The 15303-nt window shown below is 41.5% G+C and carries 19 protein-coding genes and 4 tRNA genes; 7 read left to right on the forward strand and 16 right to left on the reverse strand.

Annotated features, from left to right (window positions below; translation table 11 throughout):
• Window positions 1-18 precede the first annotated feature (18 nt).
• Both L1272_RS12250 and L1272_RS12255 read left to right on the forward strand, forming a co-directional pair.
• On the forward strand, window positions 19-597 hold the full coding sequence (locus L1272_RS12250; RefSeq protein ID WP_235373534.1) for an SRPBCC family protein: 579 nt from the start codon (window positions 19-21) through the stop codon (window positions 595-597).
• A complete protein-coding gene (locus L1272_RS12255) occupies window positions 566-1453 on the forward strand; it encodes a TIGR03899 family protein (protein WP_194442953.1) in 888 nt (295 codons plus the stop codon). The genes L1272_RS12250 and L1272_RS12255 overlap by 32 nt, the downstream gene beginning before the upstream one ends.
• A gap of 33 nt (window positions 1454-1486) precedes the next feature.
• On the opposite strand, the gene L1272_RS12260 is transcribed toward L1272_RS12255, so the two are convergent.
• The 9 genes from L1272_RS12260 to L1272_RS12300 all read right to left on the reverse strand — a co-directional run bounded on the left by L1272_RS12260 (window position 1487) and on the right by L1272_RS12300 (window position 7728).
• Window positions 1487-2254, reverse strand: a complete 768-nt coding sequence (locus L1272_RS12260; RefSeq protein ID WP_138601926.1) for a TIGR04219 family outer membrane beta-barrel protein — start codon at window positions 2252-2254, stop codon at window positions 1487-1489.
• 4 nt (window positions 2255-2258) lie between these two features.
• Window positions 2259-3245 carry a DUF2333 family protein gene (locus L1272_RS12265; protein WP_054554148.1) on the reverse strand — a complete coding sequence of 329 codons (987 nt, stop codon included), beginning with the start codon at window positions 3243-3245 and terminating at the stop codon, window positions 2259-2261.
• Between the two features lie 8 nt (window positions 3246-3253).
• Complete coding sequence (locus L1272_RS12270; RefSeq protein ID WP_235373535.1) at window positions 3254-3760, reverse strand: copper chaperone PCu(A)C; 507 nt, start codon at window positions 3758-3760, stop codon at window positions 3254-3256.
• Between the two features lie 80 nt (window positions 3761-3840).
• Window positions 3841-4167 (reverse strand): hypothetical protein, encoded by a 327-nt coding sequence (locus L1272_RS12275; protein ID WP_235373536.1) that lies wholly within the window; start codon window positions 4165-4167, stop codon window positions 3841-3843.
• Window positions 4168-4176: 9 nt separating this feature from the next.
• Window positions 4177-4383, reverse strand: a complete 207-nt coding sequence (locus tag L1272_RS12280; protein WP_054554145.1) for a PspC domain-containing protein — start codon at window positions 4381-4383, stop codon at window positions 4177-4179.
• A gap of 10 nt (window positions 4384-4393) precedes the next feature.
• Window positions 4394-5068 carry a PspA/IM30 family protein gene (locus L1272_RS12285; protein ID WP_054554144.1) on the reverse strand — a complete coding sequence of 225 codons (675 nt, stop codon included), beginning with the start codon at window positions 5066-5068 and terminating at the stop codon, window positions 4394-4396.
• A gap of 249 nt (window positions 5069-5317) precedes the next feature.
• Window positions 5318-6295 (reverse strand): tRNA dihydrouridine(20/20a) synthase DusA, encoded by a 978-nt coding sequence (gene dusA / locus L1272_RS12290; protein ID WP_235373537.1) that lies wholly within the window; start codon window positions 6293-6295, stop codon window positions 5318-5320.
• 235 nt (window positions 6296-6530) lie between these two features.
• Window positions 6531-7010, reverse strand: a complete 480-nt coding sequence (locus L1272_RS12295) for a hypothetical protein (RefSeq protein WP_138601919.1) — start codon at window positions 7008-7010, stop codon at window positions 6531-6533.
• A 97-nt stretch (window positions 7011-7107) separates the two neighbouring features.
• Window positions 7108-7728, reverse strand: a complete 621-nt coding sequence (locus L1272_RS12300; RefSeq protein WP_138601917.1) for a MarC family protein — start codon at window positions 7726-7728, stop codon at window positions 7108-7110.
• 94 nt (window positions 7729-7822) lie between these two features.
• On the opposite strand from L1272_RS12300, the gene L1272_RS12305 reads away from it, so the two are divergent.
• The 3 genes from L1272_RS12305 (at window position 7823) to L1272_RS12315 (ending at window position 9220) form a co-directional block, all read left to right on the forward strand.
• Window positions 7823-8257, forward strand: coding sequence for a transcriptional repressor (locus L1272_RS12305; protein ID WP_054554141.1), 435 nt, complete (start codon window positions 7823-7825; stop codon window positions 8255-8257).
• 73 nt (window positions 8258-8330) lie between these two features.
• A complete protein-coding gene (locus L1272_RS12310) occupies window positions 8331-8798 on the forward strand; it encodes a chemotaxis protein CheX (RefSeq protein WP_054554140.1) in 468 nt (155 codons plus the stop codon).
• The gene (locus tag L1272_RS12315; protein ID WP_235373538.1) at window positions 8795-9220 is read left to right on the forward strand and encodes a secondary thiamine-phosphate synthase enzyme YjbQ; all 426 of its coding nucleotides are present in this window, start codon (window positions 8795-8797) and stop codon (window positions 9218-9220) included. The genes L1272_RS12310 and L1272_RS12315 overlap by 4 nt, the downstream gene beginning before the upstream one ends.
• A gap of 105 nt (window positions 9221-9325) precedes the next feature.
• Here L1272_RS12315 and L1272_RS12320 read toward each other — a convergent pair.
• The 5 genes from L1272_RS12320 to orn form a co-directional block, all read right to left on the reverse strand.
• A tRNA-Gly gene (locus L1272_RS12320) sits at window positions 9326-9401 on the reverse strand.
• Window positions 9402-9493: 92 nt separating this feature from the next.
• A tRNA-Gly gene (locus L1272_RS12325) sits at window positions 9494-9569 on the reverse strand.
• A 334-nt stretch (window positions 9570-9903) separates the two neighbouring features.
• Window positions 9904-9979 (reverse strand) — tRNA-Gly (locus tag L1272_RS12330).
• Between the two features lie 185 nt (window positions 9980-10164).
• Window positions 10165-10240 (reverse strand) — tRNA-Gly (locus L1272_RS12335).
• Window positions 10241-10346: 106 nt separating this feature from the next.
• Window positions 10347-10892, reverse strand: coding sequence for an oligoribonuclease (gene orn / locus L1272_RS12340; RefSeq protein WP_054554138.1), 546 nt, complete (start codon window positions 10890-10892; stop codon window positions 10347-10349).
• Between the two features lie 122 nt (window positions 10893-11014).
• Here orn and rsgA point away from each other — a divergent pair, with 122 nt between their 5' ends.
• Window positions 11015-12073, forward strand: coding sequence for a small ribosomal subunit biogenesis GTPase RsgA (rsgA, locus tag L1272_RS12345; RefSeq protein WP_235373539.1), 1059 nt, complete (start codon window positions 11015-11017; stop codon window positions 12071-12073).
• 18 nt (window positions 12074-12091) lie between these two features.
• Entirely contained in the window at window positions 12092-12958 is an 867-nt protein-coding gene (gene asd, locus L1272_RS12350) for an archaetidylserine decarboxylase (protein WP_175083551.1), read from the forward strand.
• Between the two features lie 51 nt (window positions 12959-13009).
• On the opposite strand, the gene L1272_RS12355 is transcribed toward asd, so the two are convergent.
• Both L1272_RS12355 and thiE read right to left on the reverse strand, forming a co-directional pair.
• A complete protein-coding gene (locus L1272_RS12355; RefSeq protein WP_138619826.1) occupies window positions 13010-13777 on the reverse strand; it encodes a HesA/MoeB/ThiF family protein in 768 nt (255 codons plus the stop codon).
• 1 nt (window position 13778) lies between these two features.
• The gene (thiE, locus tag L1272_RS12360) at window positions 13779-15302 is read right to left on the reverse strand and encodes a thiamine phosphate synthase (RefSeq protein ID WP_235373540.1); all 1524 of its coding nucleotides are present in this window, start codon (window positions 15300-15302) and stop codon (window positions 13779-13781) included.
• Window position 15303 lies beyond the last annotated feature (1 nt).

Consider the following 15303-nt stretch of genomic DNA (forward strand, 5'->3'; position numbering starts at 1 on the left):
ACTATTGCCCGAGGTAAAATGATAAAATTTTTTGTTTTAACTCTAAAAGCCCTATTTCTCAGTGCGCTAGTTATGCTTGTCGTTGGGCTATTACTTTCTCAACGCTATACGGTTCATAAATCAATACAGGTCACTGCTAGCAGCTCAGAAATAGCGAAACTAGTAGGTGACTTTAATCAATGGCATAAATGGCAACCATGGAAAAGCGTAGATCCCAGCATCAAGTTTACGGTTTTAGAGCCAAGCCAAGGCGTTGGGGCACACCAATTTTGGCAAAGCCGCTTCGGCGATGGCGAAATGACAATAACACAACAGAATAATGAACAACTTACTTTTAATATTTTATTTAATAAAGAGCATATAGCCCAAGGAACGATCCTATTTACAGGTGCTGGTAATGAAATAAATATTGAGTGCTCGTTACAAGGTGAAGTAAATACTCCTATCATTGGTGGCTACCTTGCATTATTAAGCCAGTATATTCTCAACAACACAGTTAAACTGGCGCTCAATAACATCAAAACCCATGCGCAGTTAGCAACAACAAACAAGGCTATTGCTCCCAATGACAGTGAAAGCGGCTCAAGCGAGAGTTAATCTTGCTAATATTATAGAAAATCAACTTGGCTACCCGATTCATAAGGCATCATCGGCTAGGATTAACCATGCGAGCGATGATAGCTACTCAGCACAAGGTCAGCAGCAATTAGCCTATCAGATTAAAGCGCAAGCAAGCTTATTGGAGCGCGCTCACACTCGCCAAGAAATTCAATTTATTAAACGCCAAGAAAACATTGAAACCATCATGGCGATGGCTATGGCGTTTTGCCCGGATGTCACGGGTCAACAACAGCCCGATTTTGATTGGATAGAGCGATTTATAAGTTTATGTGAAGACACAGCTAATTCCTCAATGCAAAAGCTGTGGGCAAAAATTTTAGCAGGTGAAACAGTATCGCCAGGCACCTTTTCGATTAAAAGCCTACAAACCCTTAAACACATGACTCAACGTGAAGCAGATGCCCTTCAGCGCTGTACATCATTGTGTGGATTCAACGAAAAAGACAACAGCCACTTAATTTTACTCGGCTTTTACAAGAAACCCTCGCTGTTTGATTTACTTAGAAAAGGTAATAAGGTGTCATTTAACTTAGGGAAAACCCCTGTTAGTTTTCCTGACATTCTGACCCTAATGGATATTAACTTACTGTATCGAAAAGAAATCGAATCGGCGGTTTTAAAAGCTGGTCAAGAACTAATACTGAGCTTTATGAATCAACGCTTGGTTTTAAAAGCAAAAAGTAATGACTTAGTACTCAGTTACTATAAATTTACCCAGACTGGTGACGAGTTAAGAAAGCTAATCGCATCACCAATAAACAAAGCTTATAAGCAAATACTGGCAACATCATTAGAAGATGAATTTGAAGTTAGCTGGCAAGCTTTAAAGTAAAGCCGCCAGCTAAAAATAAATCGAAAAATTCGATTAGAAATGAACTTGAATACCTGCAAACGGGCCCGATGCATCTAAATCTGTGTAGATATCATCAATATCATCAAGCTCTAACGTCATTGAGCGGTAACCCGCTTTAATATCCATATCGATTGCTAAGTTATCAAGTAAAGCGTATGCAATACCCGCTTGGTAATCTTGGACTTTACTATCGTCGATAGCCAGTAGGCTACCTTCAAAGAAAACGCTTAAACCCGTTAATGGTAAACCAACTTCAGCACGGCCATACACTAAAGGTACGAAACCAGAAAAATCAACACGCTCAGTCGTGTTTTGGCCACCTTCTTGAGATGTACCAGTCACAACAATTTCACCATCAAATTGTTTAGCATTTACACCTAAATCAATTGAAACCAAATCATTATCAAAGATTTCGTAGTATAGAATGTAGTCGACATGCGATAAATCACTCACAGTGCCTACTTGTGTGCCTACAACGTAATCAGAACCACCAAAACTAAACGTTTCATCAAGTGTTGTATCACCATTTAACTCAAGTTCAGTGTATTTTAGTTTAATGTTTGGTATTAACGGCACTGGGTGCTCAAGTGCTGCGTAGTAGCTCGTGAACGTTTCATCATCAAATTTAAAGCTTTGTAGATTTCCATCTTGAGCAAAACTACCACTGTTATCTGATTGCCAACCATCAACACCTAGGTATAAACCTAATAATGTATCAGCTTGTGCTGTTGGAGCTAAACAGGCCATTGAAAGGGCAGCTGCTAAACAGTACTTTTTCATCATTTTATCCTTGCGCTAAAAGTTCGCTAAGTTCAATTAGAGCCGCATTGGCTCGAGAAATATAATTCGCCATGACCAGTGAGTGGTTAGCTACAAAGCCAAAGCCACTGCCATTTAAGATCATTGGGCTCCACACTGTTTCTTGCGTAGCCTCTAATTCACGAATAATTTGTTGCAGACTAACACGAGCGTTTTTCTTTTCTAAGACATCGGCAAAATCATATTCAACCGCTTGCAAAAAGTGTAGTAATGCCCACGTTGCACCACGCGATTCATAAAACACATCATCAATTTGCCACCAAGATGTTTTCACTTGGTTCTGTAAAGGAGCATAAGTTGCTTGATGAGCCGCGGTATCACCTGCTAAATCTGTATTCAAACGATCTTGACCAACACTTGCACTTAAACGCTGGCTCAAGCTGCCAAGACGTTTTTCTGCTTCTTTTAGCCAGCCACGTAAGTTATCTGCACGCGCATAAAATTGACTATCACGATCGTTCTGATCGGCAATTTGAGTGCGGTACACAACGAGTAAATCAATGCCTTTTTGATACTCAGTTTCAGCACTTGGCCATGCCCATGCTACCGAGCTAATATTAAATTGCGGTTGTGCTTTTTTTAACGCTTCGTGTTCAGTTGATTGAGACTGCGAACGGCTGAAATCTTTACGCATCGACAAGACTAAATCGCGGGTCATTTCAAGCGCGCCATATTCCCACGCAGGCATGTTATCCATCATTACGCTCGGTGGCATCATATCGTTAGATAAATAGCCGCCAGGCTTATTTAATAATGTACTTGCTACATTGATCAACGTTGTGGTTGTTGTATAGCCTGTTACAAACTTTTCACCACGCATCTGCGCTTCTTGTTTAGCCTTACTTACAACATCCATACGAGCTGGTTCACTACTCCAGTAAACAGCAATCGCGTAAAAAATAATTAATATAATAAGTAATGCACTGGCTATTTTTCCTTTATGCTCAGACATAATATCTCCTAGTGATGTGAGTGCCCTTTACTTTTTTGTGATGCCTGTTCAGACATTTCTTGTAAAGACACAACTTTAGCTTGAGTAAAAACTCGATTGCCGTCATTAAAATATAGCGTGAGTTTGCGCTCTTGCCCTGCTTTTAGCTGCTCTTCAGGTTCAAACACCATTAAGTGATAACCACCTGGTTTAAATTCAACACTGCTGTGGCCATCAATTTTTAATGATAAAACCTGTTCCATTTTCATCATGCCATCAACATGAGTATGTTGATGAATTTCAACACGACCTAAACCATCAAGCTCTGCTTTAGTTAACACTGCTGCGTGTTCACTTGGGTTAGTAATGGTCAAATAAGCAACACTTGCTTTACTGGCTGGTAAAAATTCACGTACCTGCGCGTTACTTACAGTAACTTCGGCAACATCGCTGTGGTCATGACCACTATGGGCAGATGAAAAAGCACTAAAGAATAAGCTTGCGGTAAGAAAAGAGAGTGCGGGCCACAGTTTCATTATGTTTTAATCCTTGTTAAGACATTAACTTACCCGCTAAATTTAGCATATTTTATGTATTAAGGCAGTTTATTCGTACCTTAAGCTGGCGATTTTTTGTTATCGGCAATCAACCAGCATAATGCCGCGATAAGTAAAAGTGGCCATGCAATCATTACTGAGCCAAACAAAAACGCAAGTACAACACCAATCAAAGCAACAACACCTGCGCCAAGTAGGCCAATAGTAAATAACGCCACACCTGCAACGACGGCAATGACTGCCACTATTGCACCGATGACTTCAAGCCCAGCCCAACTCATGTCAGCAATTGACAATGGTAATTGCCATGAGTCAAAGGATACAAATGAAACTGCATCAGTGCATAGTAATAACATTGCCAAAATGATGATAACTAACGTTTTCATGCTCTACTCCTAGTAACCTTTCACTGGTAAAGTGCAATGAGCCACTAAATAACCCACGCCGATTAACAGCGGCATTTGAATAAGTAATATGATCATGACCAAGCGTGTTGACCATACCGGGAATCCCAAGCGCGCAGCGAGTCCGCTACACACACCCGAGATCTTTTTGTTACTTAGATCACGGTACCAACGTGTCGATGTGTGATAAGTATTCATCATTAACCTCCTAAGCCGACTGCTTCATCGTTGCTTTTAAATCTGCAAGCTCTTTATCGATAGCTTCATCTTTCTCAAGGGCTGCGATTTGTGCTGCTGTTGAATTTGCAGCATCACCTTGTGTAAGTTCATACGCTTCAACTTGCGACTCAATGTTTTCAACGCGCTGCTCTAAGTAGTCAAAACGTGCTAATGCATCTTCAACTTTACTGCTATGCAGCTGCTCTTTTACTTTTAAGCGTGCTGTAACAACGCGTTCTTTTTGCATGTAAGTCAGCTGTTTGGCTTTTGCATCTGCAAGCTTGTTTTGTAAACGCTGACAATCTTCTGTCAATTTAGCGAGTGACTCTGCCACTTTATCCATTTCAGCTTGTTGTGCTTCGATTTCTGTCGTTAAACGCTGCTTTTCAACTAATGCTGCTTTGGCAAGATCATCACGATCTTTACTCAACGCTTTTTCTGCTTTCGCTTGCCAGTCTGCTACTTTCGCTTGTTTCGCTGCAATTTCACGTTTCATTTGTTTTTCTTGCGTTAAAAATGTCGCAGCAGTTGCACGGCATTCAGTCAGGGCATCCTGCATTTCTTGCACGAGTAGATTAAGTAACTTTTCAGGATCTTCAGCTTTGTCTAATGCTGCAGAAAGGTTTGCCTGAATAATGTCATTTACGCGATTTAATACACCCATGTGACTCTCCTGTTGATTATTGGGTTAATACAGCTAGGAGATTCCAATTCTTGTGCCAACTAACGAATAAAATAAATTTATTATTTATATACAATGAGTTAGATTAATTAAATTTAGATTCAGGCTGACTAGTGACTGAATGAAAAATAACTAATTTGACTAAATAATTAACTTTTTCACTAAATTTTAGGATCAAAAAAAGCCACAAAATGTGGCTTTTTAATAGGCTATTTTTAATAGGCTTTGTGATTAGGCTTCTGGGACAAAACTTAAAGCTTTATCCATAACAGATAAATCGGCCGCTTTACCATGGCCTTTTTCTGAAAGATGGCGTCTGAAACCACGCGCACCAGGTTGGCCTTGGAAAATCCCCAACATATGGCGAGCAATATGCCAAAAGTTAGCGCCTTTGCTCATTTCATCTTCAATATAGTCATACATCGAGCGTACAACCTGATGACGACTTAGCGTAAAGGCTTCATCACCATAAATATTTTCGTCGACCTCAGACAAAATAAACGGATTACTATACGCCTCACGACCAATCATGATGCCATCAACATAATCAAGGTGAGCCACACTATCAGCAATTGTTTTCACGCCACCATTTAAGCTTAAGTGCAGTTGCGGATAATCTTTCTTCAACTGATAAACGCGCGGGTAATCCAGAGGTGGGATCTCACGATTCTCTTTTGGGCTTAAGCCATTTAACCACGCTTTACGCGCATGAATAATAAAGTCATCACAACCAACATCATGACTCGCTTCAATTAAAGCACATAAAAACTCATACGAGTCTTGCTCATCAATACCAATGCGCGTTTTAACTGTAACAGGAATAGTCACTTCGGCCTTCATTGCAGCAACGCAGTCAGCAACCAGTTTAGGCTCAGCCATTAAACAAGCACCAAAACGACCATTTTGCACACGGTCAGACGGACAGCCAACATTTAAATTTACTTCATGATAACCGCGCTCTGCTGCTAACTTTGCACACTTAGCCAACGCTTCAGGATCTGAGCCACCAAGTTGCAATGCCACTGGCCCTTCATGCTCATTAAAGTGTAAGTAATCGCCCCGACCAAATAATATAGCGCCGGTTGTCACCATCTCGGTGTAAAGCACAGCATGCTTAGTCATTTTGCGGTGAAAGGTTCGACAGTGACGATCAGTCCAATCTAACATGGGTGCCACGGAAAAACGGCGGTTTAATGTCGTTGTGCTCATAACATGGCCCCTTTAAAGATCAATGCATTTACTTGCAACTTAAATTACCTAATACGATTAACGCTTAATATAGCGATGACACATACCTTTAGGCATGCACCGAAATGAAAAATTGCAGCCATTATACCACCGAAGCTAACTCCCGGCATGGCTTAATCGAAGATCAGATGATGAAAAGAGACGAAGAAGTGTACTGCAATCTCACTTCTTTGAAGAATAAGCAAAAATGGAAAGGTTACATCTTCACTTCATTTAGAAGATGTTCAAGATTTTGGCCCGTAAGCTCTAAAACAGTAATTTCGAGCTCTTTGTAATCCTCATTTTTCAGGTTAACTAACTTAGCACCCACTGCAATTCGTGCGATTTTCTCAACGGGGTCTATTTCTACAATTTCAATTGATGCTCGCGTGTCGTGATCTTTTGATTGCACATAATACTCGCTAAAGAAGGTACCATCAGCACGGACATTTGGATTACTGTCAGACACAGACTGCAGGAGCGTGCCTTTCTTTAAATCACTTTTACGAAGTGAGAAGCTATATTCTGCCACATTGGCATGACCAACAATTACAGTTACGGCGCTTTCACCATTAATTTTAAAATCATGGTCTGTTACTTCGATGACTTTTAGCTTACCACTATCATAGGTCGGCTCCATGCAAGCACCTAAACTAAAAATCAGAAAGACAGATAAAACAACGTTTTTGATTAGCATTCTTTGTTCCTTAAAATTTATATTGCCTTCTTTAAAGTTAGATAAAAGAAGGCAATTATTCAAAATTTAAATCACTGAAAATGCACTTTAAATTAAACTACGCGACGACACTTAAACCAAAATAGTGAGCAATACCACCTAAGATATTAGTCACCGCCACTGACGATAGAATTAAACCCATCACCCGGCTAATGATACTTGCGCCACTATCGCCTATTAACTTATGAACATGCGTAGCAAGTAGTAGTAAAACCAACACAATTACTAATACCAAAAGCATGATTGAGGAAGTTATAAGCTGTTCATACCAAGTGTATTCGGTATTTCGGGTCATTAGTACTGCACCAAGCATGGCACCCGGACTGGCAATAGAAGGAATCGCCAAAGGAAAAATAGCGGTTTCAGTGCTATCACGAACGCTTTTTATCTCGGTTTCAGGTTTACTTTCACCAAATATCATCGACAGTGCAAAAAGTAATAGTACAATTCCTCCGGCAATCTGAAACGCCGAAAGAGGAATGTTAATCGCGTTTAAGAGTAGCTCACCTGCAACAACAAAAAATAATAAAACCAGCGCCGAAACGCCAACCGCCTTTAAAGCAACTTTACGTTTGAACTTAGCATCATCCCAGCGCGTAACAGCAATAAAAACGGGAACTGTGCCTATTGGATCGATTACCGCAAAAAAGAAAATGAATGCCGCTAGCAATTCACTCATTAATCAAACTCCCTAAAAACGTGTTAGCGAATAAAAACACTGCAACTACAATACAGTATGTTAGTATATCACGGTAGCGTAAGGATAAGAGAAGATGAATATAGAATCACTCGTCAGTAAAGCAAAACAAGTATGCGATAATCGTGGTGCTCGTTTCACACCCATCCGTGAAAAAGTATTCCGCCTATTAGCTAGTGCGCAAGGTGGTGTGGGTGCTTATGACCTATTAGAACAACTTAAATTAACTGAATCAGGCGCAAAACCAGCCACTATTTATCGAGCGCTCGATTTCTTATCGGAACTTGGCTTTATTCATAAAATTGAAAGCACCAACTCATTTATGCTGTGCCATCATTTTGATCACATTCACCCTGTACAATTATTAATTTGTGATAGCTGTGGTTATGTAAAAGAATTACATTCAACAGTAATTTCTCATGAACTTAATAACTTAGCTGCAGAAAGTGGATTTATTGTCTCTGGACAAACAATCGAAGCGCATGGTAAATGCGAAAAATGCAAAGAATAAGTGCGGTGTTTGAAACAACCACTACACTTAAAGTATGATTAACGGCATTTCGAAACCTAAGGGAAAATAAATAATGAATGTGGAGTTCATCAACCCTTTTTTATCATCATTATTAAATGTATTGAGCACTATGGCTCAAACAGAATTAAAGCCGGGTAAACCTAGTTTAAAGAAAGACGAACTAGCCCGTGGAGATGTATCAGGTTTGATTGGTATGGTTGGCCCACAAACTAAAGGTTCACTTTCAATCACCTTTGATGAAAATCTAGCTCTGACCATTATGGAAAGAATGCTAGGTGAACGCCCTGATACGGTAAATGAAGAAGTAACCGACATGGTAGGTGAAATTACTAACATGGTAACAGGTGGCGCAAAAAATCTACTTGGCGAAAAAGGCTATGAGTTTGATATGGCAACGCCAGTTGTAGTGTCTGGTAAGGGACATACAATTGCTCATAAATGTGAAGGTGCCAAGGTATTAATTCCATTCACGTCAGCTGATGGTAACGCCAATATTGAAGTTAGCTTTGATAAACTATGAGCTGGCAGCAAAAAACCATTCAATTGAAGCCTCGCTCACGAGGCTTTCACATCATTGATGACGAGCTACTTCGGCAACTTCCAGAGATAACACAATACAAAGTCGGCTTATTACATCTATTCATTCAACATACGTCTGCAAGCTTAACTATTAACGAAAATGCAGATCCTACAGTAAGAATGGATATGGAAAGTCACTTCAATCATTTTGTGCCAGAACGACAAAGTTATTACCGCCATGATTATGAAGGCGATGACGACATGCCTGCCCACATAAAAAGCAGTACATTAGGTGCTGAACTCACTATTCCAATTAACCAAGGCCGTTTAATGCTTGGTACCTGGCAAAGTATCTATTTAGGCGAACACCGAGATCATGGCGGTGTAAGACGCATTGTCGCGACGATTCAAGGTCAGATCTAAAACTAGCTGTAAGCTGTAAGCTGTAAGCTGTAAGCTGTAAGCTGTAATCAAATCTTGCTATTAACTAAATTATTTAAGAAAGTGTTTTTGGGATTTTTTAGAGATTGGAGCGGCACACGAGGCTCGAACTCGTGACCTCAACCTTGGCAAGGTTGCGCTCTACCAACTGAGCTAGTGCCGCATAAATAAGTTGTAAGCTGCAAGTTTCTAGTTTCAAGCTAATGCTTTCAACTTTCCCCTTGAAACTTAAGCCAATTTCTTTTGGTGAGAAATTGGAGCGGCACACGAGGCTCGAACTCGTGACCTCAACCTTGGCAAGGTTGCGCTCTACCAACTGAGCTAGTGCCGCATTCAAAAGTAGTCAGTAATTTGTCCGTTGTCGCACAACCTGAAGGTTGCGGTAAAACGTTCTGGCAACTGAGCTAGTGCCGCATTCAAAAGTAGTCAGTAATTTGTCCGTTGTCGCACAACCTGAAGGTTGCGGTAAAACGTTCTGGCAACTGAGCTAGTGCCGCATTCAAAAGTAGTCAGTAATTTGTCCGTTGTCGCACAACCTGAAGGTTGCGGTGAAACGTTCTGGCAACTGAGCTAGTGCCGCACAATAAGTTACTAGTTTTAAGTTACAAGCTTCAAGTTAGTTACTTTCCCCTTGAAACTTATATCAATTTCTTTTGGTGAGAAATTGGAGCGGCACACGAGGCTCGAACTCGTGACCTCAACCTTGGCAAGGTTGCGCTCTACCAACTGAGCTAGTGCCGCATTCAAAAGTAGTCAGTAATTTGTCCGTTGTCGCACAACCTGAAGGTTGCGGTGAAACGTTCTGGCAACTGAGCTAGTGCCGCATCAAATAGTTTCTAGTTACAAGATTCAAGTTACAAGTTTGAATAGCTTGGAGCTTTCAATTTTATTCTTGAAACTTAGGCCAATTTCTTTTGGTGAGAAATTGGAGCGGCACACGAGGCTCGAACTCGTGACCTCAACCTTGGCAAGGTTGCGCTCTACCAACTGAGCTAGTGCCGCAAATTTCAACTATAAAAGTTTAGCTAAAGACATACCAACCCCGCGGGGGTTAACGTCTTAAGCGGGGCAGGATTCTACAATAATCCGATGTGTTTGCAAATGTTTTTTACAAATTAAAGAATTTTTCTTGGTAAACCTTTAATTCCATGATCGAATCTTTGATATCGTCGAGGGCTAGATGTGAACCTTTTTTGTTCACTTGCGCTAATACGTCAGGTTTCCAACGACGTGCAAGTTCTTTAACGGTACTCACATCAAGGTTACGGTAGTGAAAGTAGTCTTCCAATTCAGGCATGTACTTATTCATAAAACGGCGGTCTTGGCCGATAGAATTACCACACATAGGTGAAGCACCCGCAGGTACCCATTGCTTTAAAAATGCCAATGTTTGATCAATAGCATCTTGTTCAGTGAATGTGCTTGCTTTACAACGAGCTGTTAAACCAGATTGACCGTGCTGAGTCGTGCACCACTCGTCCATGCCATCAAGCAGTTCATCGCTTTGATGAATAGCAATAACAGGGCCTTCGGCCAAGATGTTTAAATCACTGTCGGTGACAACAGTGGCAATTTCGAGTATTTTATCTGTTGCTGGTTCGAGGCCTGTCATTTCTAGGTCGAGCCAGATAAGATTTGATTTATGAAAAGACATAGTTACCTTAGCGGTGCTTTCCTTTAGATCCAACGCATTTAGATATATCATATTAGTATCATCAGTCGACCTAAAGCTTTTTTTTCAAAAAGCCCGACATTTACTCAAGTTATAGGCCAAAAGTGGCAAAACAAAAGAAATTAAGTAAAGGCCAATCGCGTCGAATTAAGGCCAATCATCAAAAACGCCTCTCTAATGCAGACAAAAAGCAACAGAAAGGGGCAACTGTGCAATGGCAAAATGATAATTTAGGCCCTACCGAAAATGCGGTTGTGATCAGTCGTTTTGGCCAACACGCCGATATCGAAACCGAATCAGGCGAAGTGCTACGCTGTAATATACGTAGAACAGTATCGAGCCTTGTGTGTGGTGATGAAGTTATTTTTCGCCGTGCAAAAGTTAGCGAAGGCGACTTAGCGGGGGTTATTGAAGCAACCCATGAGCGTCGCTCACAACTAACACGACCTGATTTTTATGACGGCGTGAAAGTCGTCGCTGCCAATATCGACCAAATTTTAATGGTCTCTGCGGTATTGCCTGAGTTTACACCAAACATTATCGACCGCTATTTAGTTGCCTGTGAAGACATGGGGATTGAGCCTATTTTAGTGCTTAACAAAATAGATTTAATAGACGATGAAGGCCTTGCTTTTATTGATGAAATTCTCGATATCTATCGTGAGCTAGGTTATCAAATACTGTTAGTCAGTAATAAAACCGGTCAAGGCATTGCTGAGCTTAAACAAAAACTAGTTGATAAAAACAGCATTTTTGTTGGTCAAAGCGGTGTGGGTAAATCAACCTTAGTGAACACTGTACTGCCAGATGCAGATATCTTAACCCAAGAAGTCTCTGAGAACAGCGGCCTTGGTCAACACACAACAACCGTATCGCGATTACACCATTTACCAAGTGGTGGTAACCTAATCGACTCACCGGGAATTCGTGAGTTTGGCTTATGGCATTTAGATGTTGAGCGCGTTACATGGTGCTTTAAAGAGTTCCGTGATTTTATTGGTGGCTGTCGTTTTCGCGATTGTAAACATTTAAACGATCCTGGCTGTATAATCCGCCAAGCTGTTGATGATGGTGAAATTTCAGAACTTCGCTTTGACAGTTACCACCGAATTTTAGAAACTATGGCCGACGGCCGTGCTGGTGCACGCGCTCCTCGCGTATAACTATTTAGGAAATAACAAGTGAGTTTAGATAAATTCAAAATTGCTATGCAATATGCCATGCCAAAACATTTCATTTCGCGCATGGTTGGCAAGTTAGCAGCAGCAAAAGCGGGTGGCTTAACAACGGCCTTAATTAAATTGTTTATCAAGCAATACAAAATTGATATGAGTGAGGCTAAATACCCAGATCCAGCTCATTACAAAACTTTTAATGAGTTTTTCACTCGCCCATTAAAAGAAGGTATTCGTCCACTTGCTGAAGAAAGCGACATTATCGCTCACCCAGTTGATGGTGCAATTAGCCAATTAGGCGATGTAGTCGACGGTCAAATCATCCAAGCAAAAGGCCATGACTACAGCTTACAAGCACTCCTTGGTGGCAAAGAAGAAGACACAGCGCCGTTTTTAGGCGGTAAATTTGCGACTATTTATTTAGCGCCGAAAGATTACCACCGTATTCACATGCCTGTTGATGGTACGCTGAGCAAAATGATCTACGTACCGGGTGATTTATTTTCGGTAAACCCGTTAACAGCACAAAATGTACCTAACCTATTTGCTCGTAACGAGCGTGTTGTGGCTATCTTTGAAACTGAAATTGGCCCGCTAGCCATGGTACTTGTAGGTGCAACAATTGTTGCTAGCATCGAGACTATTTGGGCAGGCACAGTAACGCCACCAGCAGGTAAAGATGTATTTAGTTGGAATTACCCAACCACAGGTGACAACGCGATTACTCTGAAGAAGGGTGAAGAAATGGGTCGCTTTAAATTAGGCTCTACCGTTATTTTAGCCTGGGGTGCAAATCAGGCTGAGTTCTTATCAGATCAACACCCAGAAACAGTGACCCGCATGGGCACACCATTTGCGAAAATTAACGACTAATAAGTTCAATTAAGCAAACCACTTGAGCAAAAGTGGTTTGCTTAAAATTCACTATAAACCGCGCCTACCCCCACGATTACACTCCGAGCACTCACTGTCTTTTTGAATATTAAAGCGCTGCTGCATTAGTGTTAGCCCATCAAATTGAATAAACTCGCTGCCCGTTTTATGGCCAAGCAATATATTGATAGCCAATAAACTTTGCATGCTCCCCATAACACCCAGCAATGGGCTCAATACCCCTGCATTGTCACAATTAAGCGCTGTTTGCTCCTCCGTTTGCGGGAATATACAGCCATAACAAGGACTCTGTTCATCACGAAAATCAAAACTCATCACCTGCCCCTGCGTTGCAATAGCGGCAGCTGATACAAGTGGGATAGATTTAGCTAGACAATAGCGATTAACCAAATAGCGGGTAGCAAAGTTATCACTGCAATCGAGAATGATGTCAGCACCTTCAAGTAGCTCAGCACAGTTACTTTCATCAAGCTTTTGGCATAGAGGTTTAACCGTTATTTGATTATTTAAACTGCTTAACACCTTGGCAGCCGCCTGTGTTTTTGCCTGCCCCATGTGGTTTACTTTATAGAGTATTTGTCGCTGTAGATTTGAAAGCTCAACTTTATCGTCGTCAATCAAAGTGAGCGTACCGATTCCTGCAGCCGCTAAATAAAAAAGTGCTGGGGAGCCAAGTCCACCCGCTCCGACAACCACAATATGAGCAGCCTTTAACTTTTGCTGACCCGCAAGCCCCACCTCTTTTAATAGCAAATGTCGGCTATAACGAATTTGCTCTTTGTCGCTTAGCGCGCTCATATTATGGCTGACCTTCGACCAGCTGTTTTAACTTGGCAATGGCGGCTTGGTAGTCTTCGGCTTCAGTAATCGCACGTACTACGGCAACACTGCCAACACCTGTGCTCGCAACTTGCTCAGCACGCGATAAGTCAATGCCTCCAATCGCAACCGTTGGATAATCGGCCATTAACGGCACAAATTTTTCGAGCTTTTCTAAGCCCTGAATTTGCCCAGTCATGTCTTTAGTGGTGGTTGGATAAATAGCACCAAACGCCATATAACTTGGTCTGTAATTATGTGCACGCAGCATCTCATAAAAGCCATGAGTCGAAACACCTAAGCGTAACCCCGCCTCTTTTATGGCAATTAAATTAGCGGTTTGTAAGTCTTCTTGCCCTAAATGCACACCATAAGCGCCGTGCTTAATCGCCAATTGCCAATAATCATTGATATACACCTGCGCATCGTACTTCTGCCCCAGCATAACCGCACTTGCAATCGACTCATCAAGTGCTGCATCGTCTGCATTTTTCATTCTTAATTGAACGGTTTTAACCCCTTCGGCTAAACACTTCTCTAACCAATCAACCGTATCAACAACGGCATATAGCCCAAGCTGTTTAGAGTCGCACTCAGCAAAGCCTGCTGCCATGGTAAAATCAACCGGGCAGTCAAAGTCGAGTTCATCACCTAGCCAACTTCCCGCTTCGATGACTTGTGGGTAATCAGCTAGATTTGTTGGAAAGCAAGTGTGTGCAACGGGGCCAATCCCCTCACCATATCGAATGGCTGCTTTTAATCCTTGGTTGATATAGGCTTTCGCTAAAATAAAGGCATCTTTGAGAGGATACTGTTTGGTTAAACACGCAGCAATCACAGAGGCCATACTGCATCCAGTACCATGACTATGCGGAGTTTGAATTTTTTCGTTACCAAGCCAATATTCCTGCTCACCTTGCACGCAGTAATCAATGCAATAGCCACTTGGGTAATCCCAGTGACCCCCTTTGATAATCACCGCTTTTGCACCATAGCCTTTTAACTTCTCTGCGGCCTCTTTCACTGCGCTTGGGCCAATCAAATAAACACCGGTTAATAGCTGTGTTTCGTGGGTGTTCGGTGTTACTACATCGACTAGTGGCAATAAACACTCTTTGATGGCACTAACTGTATCTTCTTCTGTTAATAAATCACCACTTGAGGCAATGGCAACCGGATCATAAACAACCAAAGGCGGCTCTGCCCAAGTTGCTTTGTAATGTTTTAAATGCTCACTAATAAGCTGTATTTGCTGCACATTGGCAAGCATGCCAATTTTAATCACGCTGGCAGGCATATCACTGGCTAAGGCTAATAGTTGCGACTCAATCACTTCTGTTGATATCGGGTTAAGCGCTTCTACACCTAAACTATTTTGTGCCGTTAAAGCAGTAATAACCGTACAGCCATGTACATTAAAACTTTGCATTGCCTTGATGTCGGCTTGAATTCCTGCACCGCCGCCCGAATCTGAGCCAGCTATGGTCCATACAACCTGATTCATG

The sequence above is a fragment of the Pseudoalteromonas sp. PAST1 genome (assembly GCF_021532515.1).
GTDB lineage: Bacteria > Pseudomonadota > Gammaproteobacteria > Enterobacterales > Alteromonadaceae > Pseudoalteromonas > Pseudoalteromonas simplex.

What these genes read in the sequence shown, in the direction of transcription:
- L1272_RS12250 (WP_235373534.1), top strand. Translation starts at nt 19, where the DNA reads ATGATAAAATTTTTTGTTTTAACTCTAAAAGCCCTATTTCTCAGTGCG.
- L1272_RS12255 (WP_194442953.1), top strand. Translation starts at nt 566, where the DNA reads ATGACAGTGAAAGCGGCTCAAGCGAGAGTTAATCTTGCTAATATTATA.
- L1272_RS12260 (WP_138601926.1), bottom strand. Translation starts at nt 2,254, where the DNA reads ATGAAAAAGTACTGTTTAGCAGCTGCCCTTTCAATGGCCTGTTTAGCT.
- L1272_RS12265 (WP_054554148.1), bottom strand. Translation starts at nt 3,245, where the DNA reads ATGTCTGAGCATAAAGGAAAAATAGCCAGTGCATTACTTATTATATTA.
- L1272_RS12270 (WP_235373535.1), bottom strand. Translation starts at nt 3,760, where the DNA reads ATGAAACTGTGGCCCGCACTCTCTTTTCTTACCGCAAGCTTATTCTTT.
- L1272_RS12275 (WP_235373536.1), bottom strand. Translation starts at nt 4,167, where the DNA reads ATGAAAACGTTAGTTATCATCATTTTGGCAATGTTATTACTATGCACT.
- L1272_RS12280 (WP_054554145.1), bottom strand. Translation starts at nt 4,383, where the DNA reads ATGAATACTTATCACACATCGACACGTTGGTACCGTGATCTAAGTAAC.
- L1272_RS12285 (WP_054554144.1), bottom strand. Translation starts at nt 5,068, where the DNA reads ATGGGTGTATTAAATCGCGTAAATGACATTATTCAGGCAAACCTTTCT.
- dusA (WP_235373537.1), bottom strand. Translation starts at nt 6,295, where the DNA reads ATGAGCACAACGACATTAAACCGCCGTTTTTCCGTGGCACCCATGTTA.
- L1272_RS12295 (WP_138601919.1), bottom strand. Translation starts at nt 7,010, where the DNA reads ATGCTAATCAAAAACGTTGTTTTATCTGTCTTTCTGATTTTTAGTTTA.
- L1272_RS12300 (WP_138601917.1), bottom strand. Translation starts at nt 7,728, where the DNA reads ATGAGTGAATTGCTAGCGGCATTCATTTTCTTTTTTGCGGTAATCGAT.
- L1272_RS12305 (WP_054554141.1), top strand. Translation starts at nt 7,823, where the DNA reads ATGAATATAGAATCACTCGTCAGTAAAGCAAAACAAGTATGCGATAAT.
- L1272_RS12310 (WP_054554140.1), top strand. Translation starts at nt 8,331, where the DNA reads ATGAATGTGGAGTTCATCAACCCTTTTTTATCATCATTATTAAATGTA.
- L1272_RS12315 (WP_235373538.1), top strand. Translation starts at nt 8,795, where the DNA reads ATGAGCTGGCAGCAAAAAACCATTCAATTGAAGCCTCGCTCACGAGGC.
- orn (WP_054554138.1), bottom strand. Translation starts at nt 10,892, where the DNA reads ATGTCTTTTCATAAATCAAATCTTATCTGGCTCGACCTAGAAATGACA.
- L1272_RS12355 (WP_138619826.1), bottom strand. Translation starts at nt 13,777, where the DNA reads ATGAGCGCGCTAAGCGACAAAGAGCAAATTCGTTATAGCCGACATTTG.
- thiE (WP_235373540.1), bottom strand. Translation starts at nt 15,302, where the DNA reads ATGAATCAGGTTGTATGGACCATAGCTGGCTCAGATTCGGGCGGCGGT.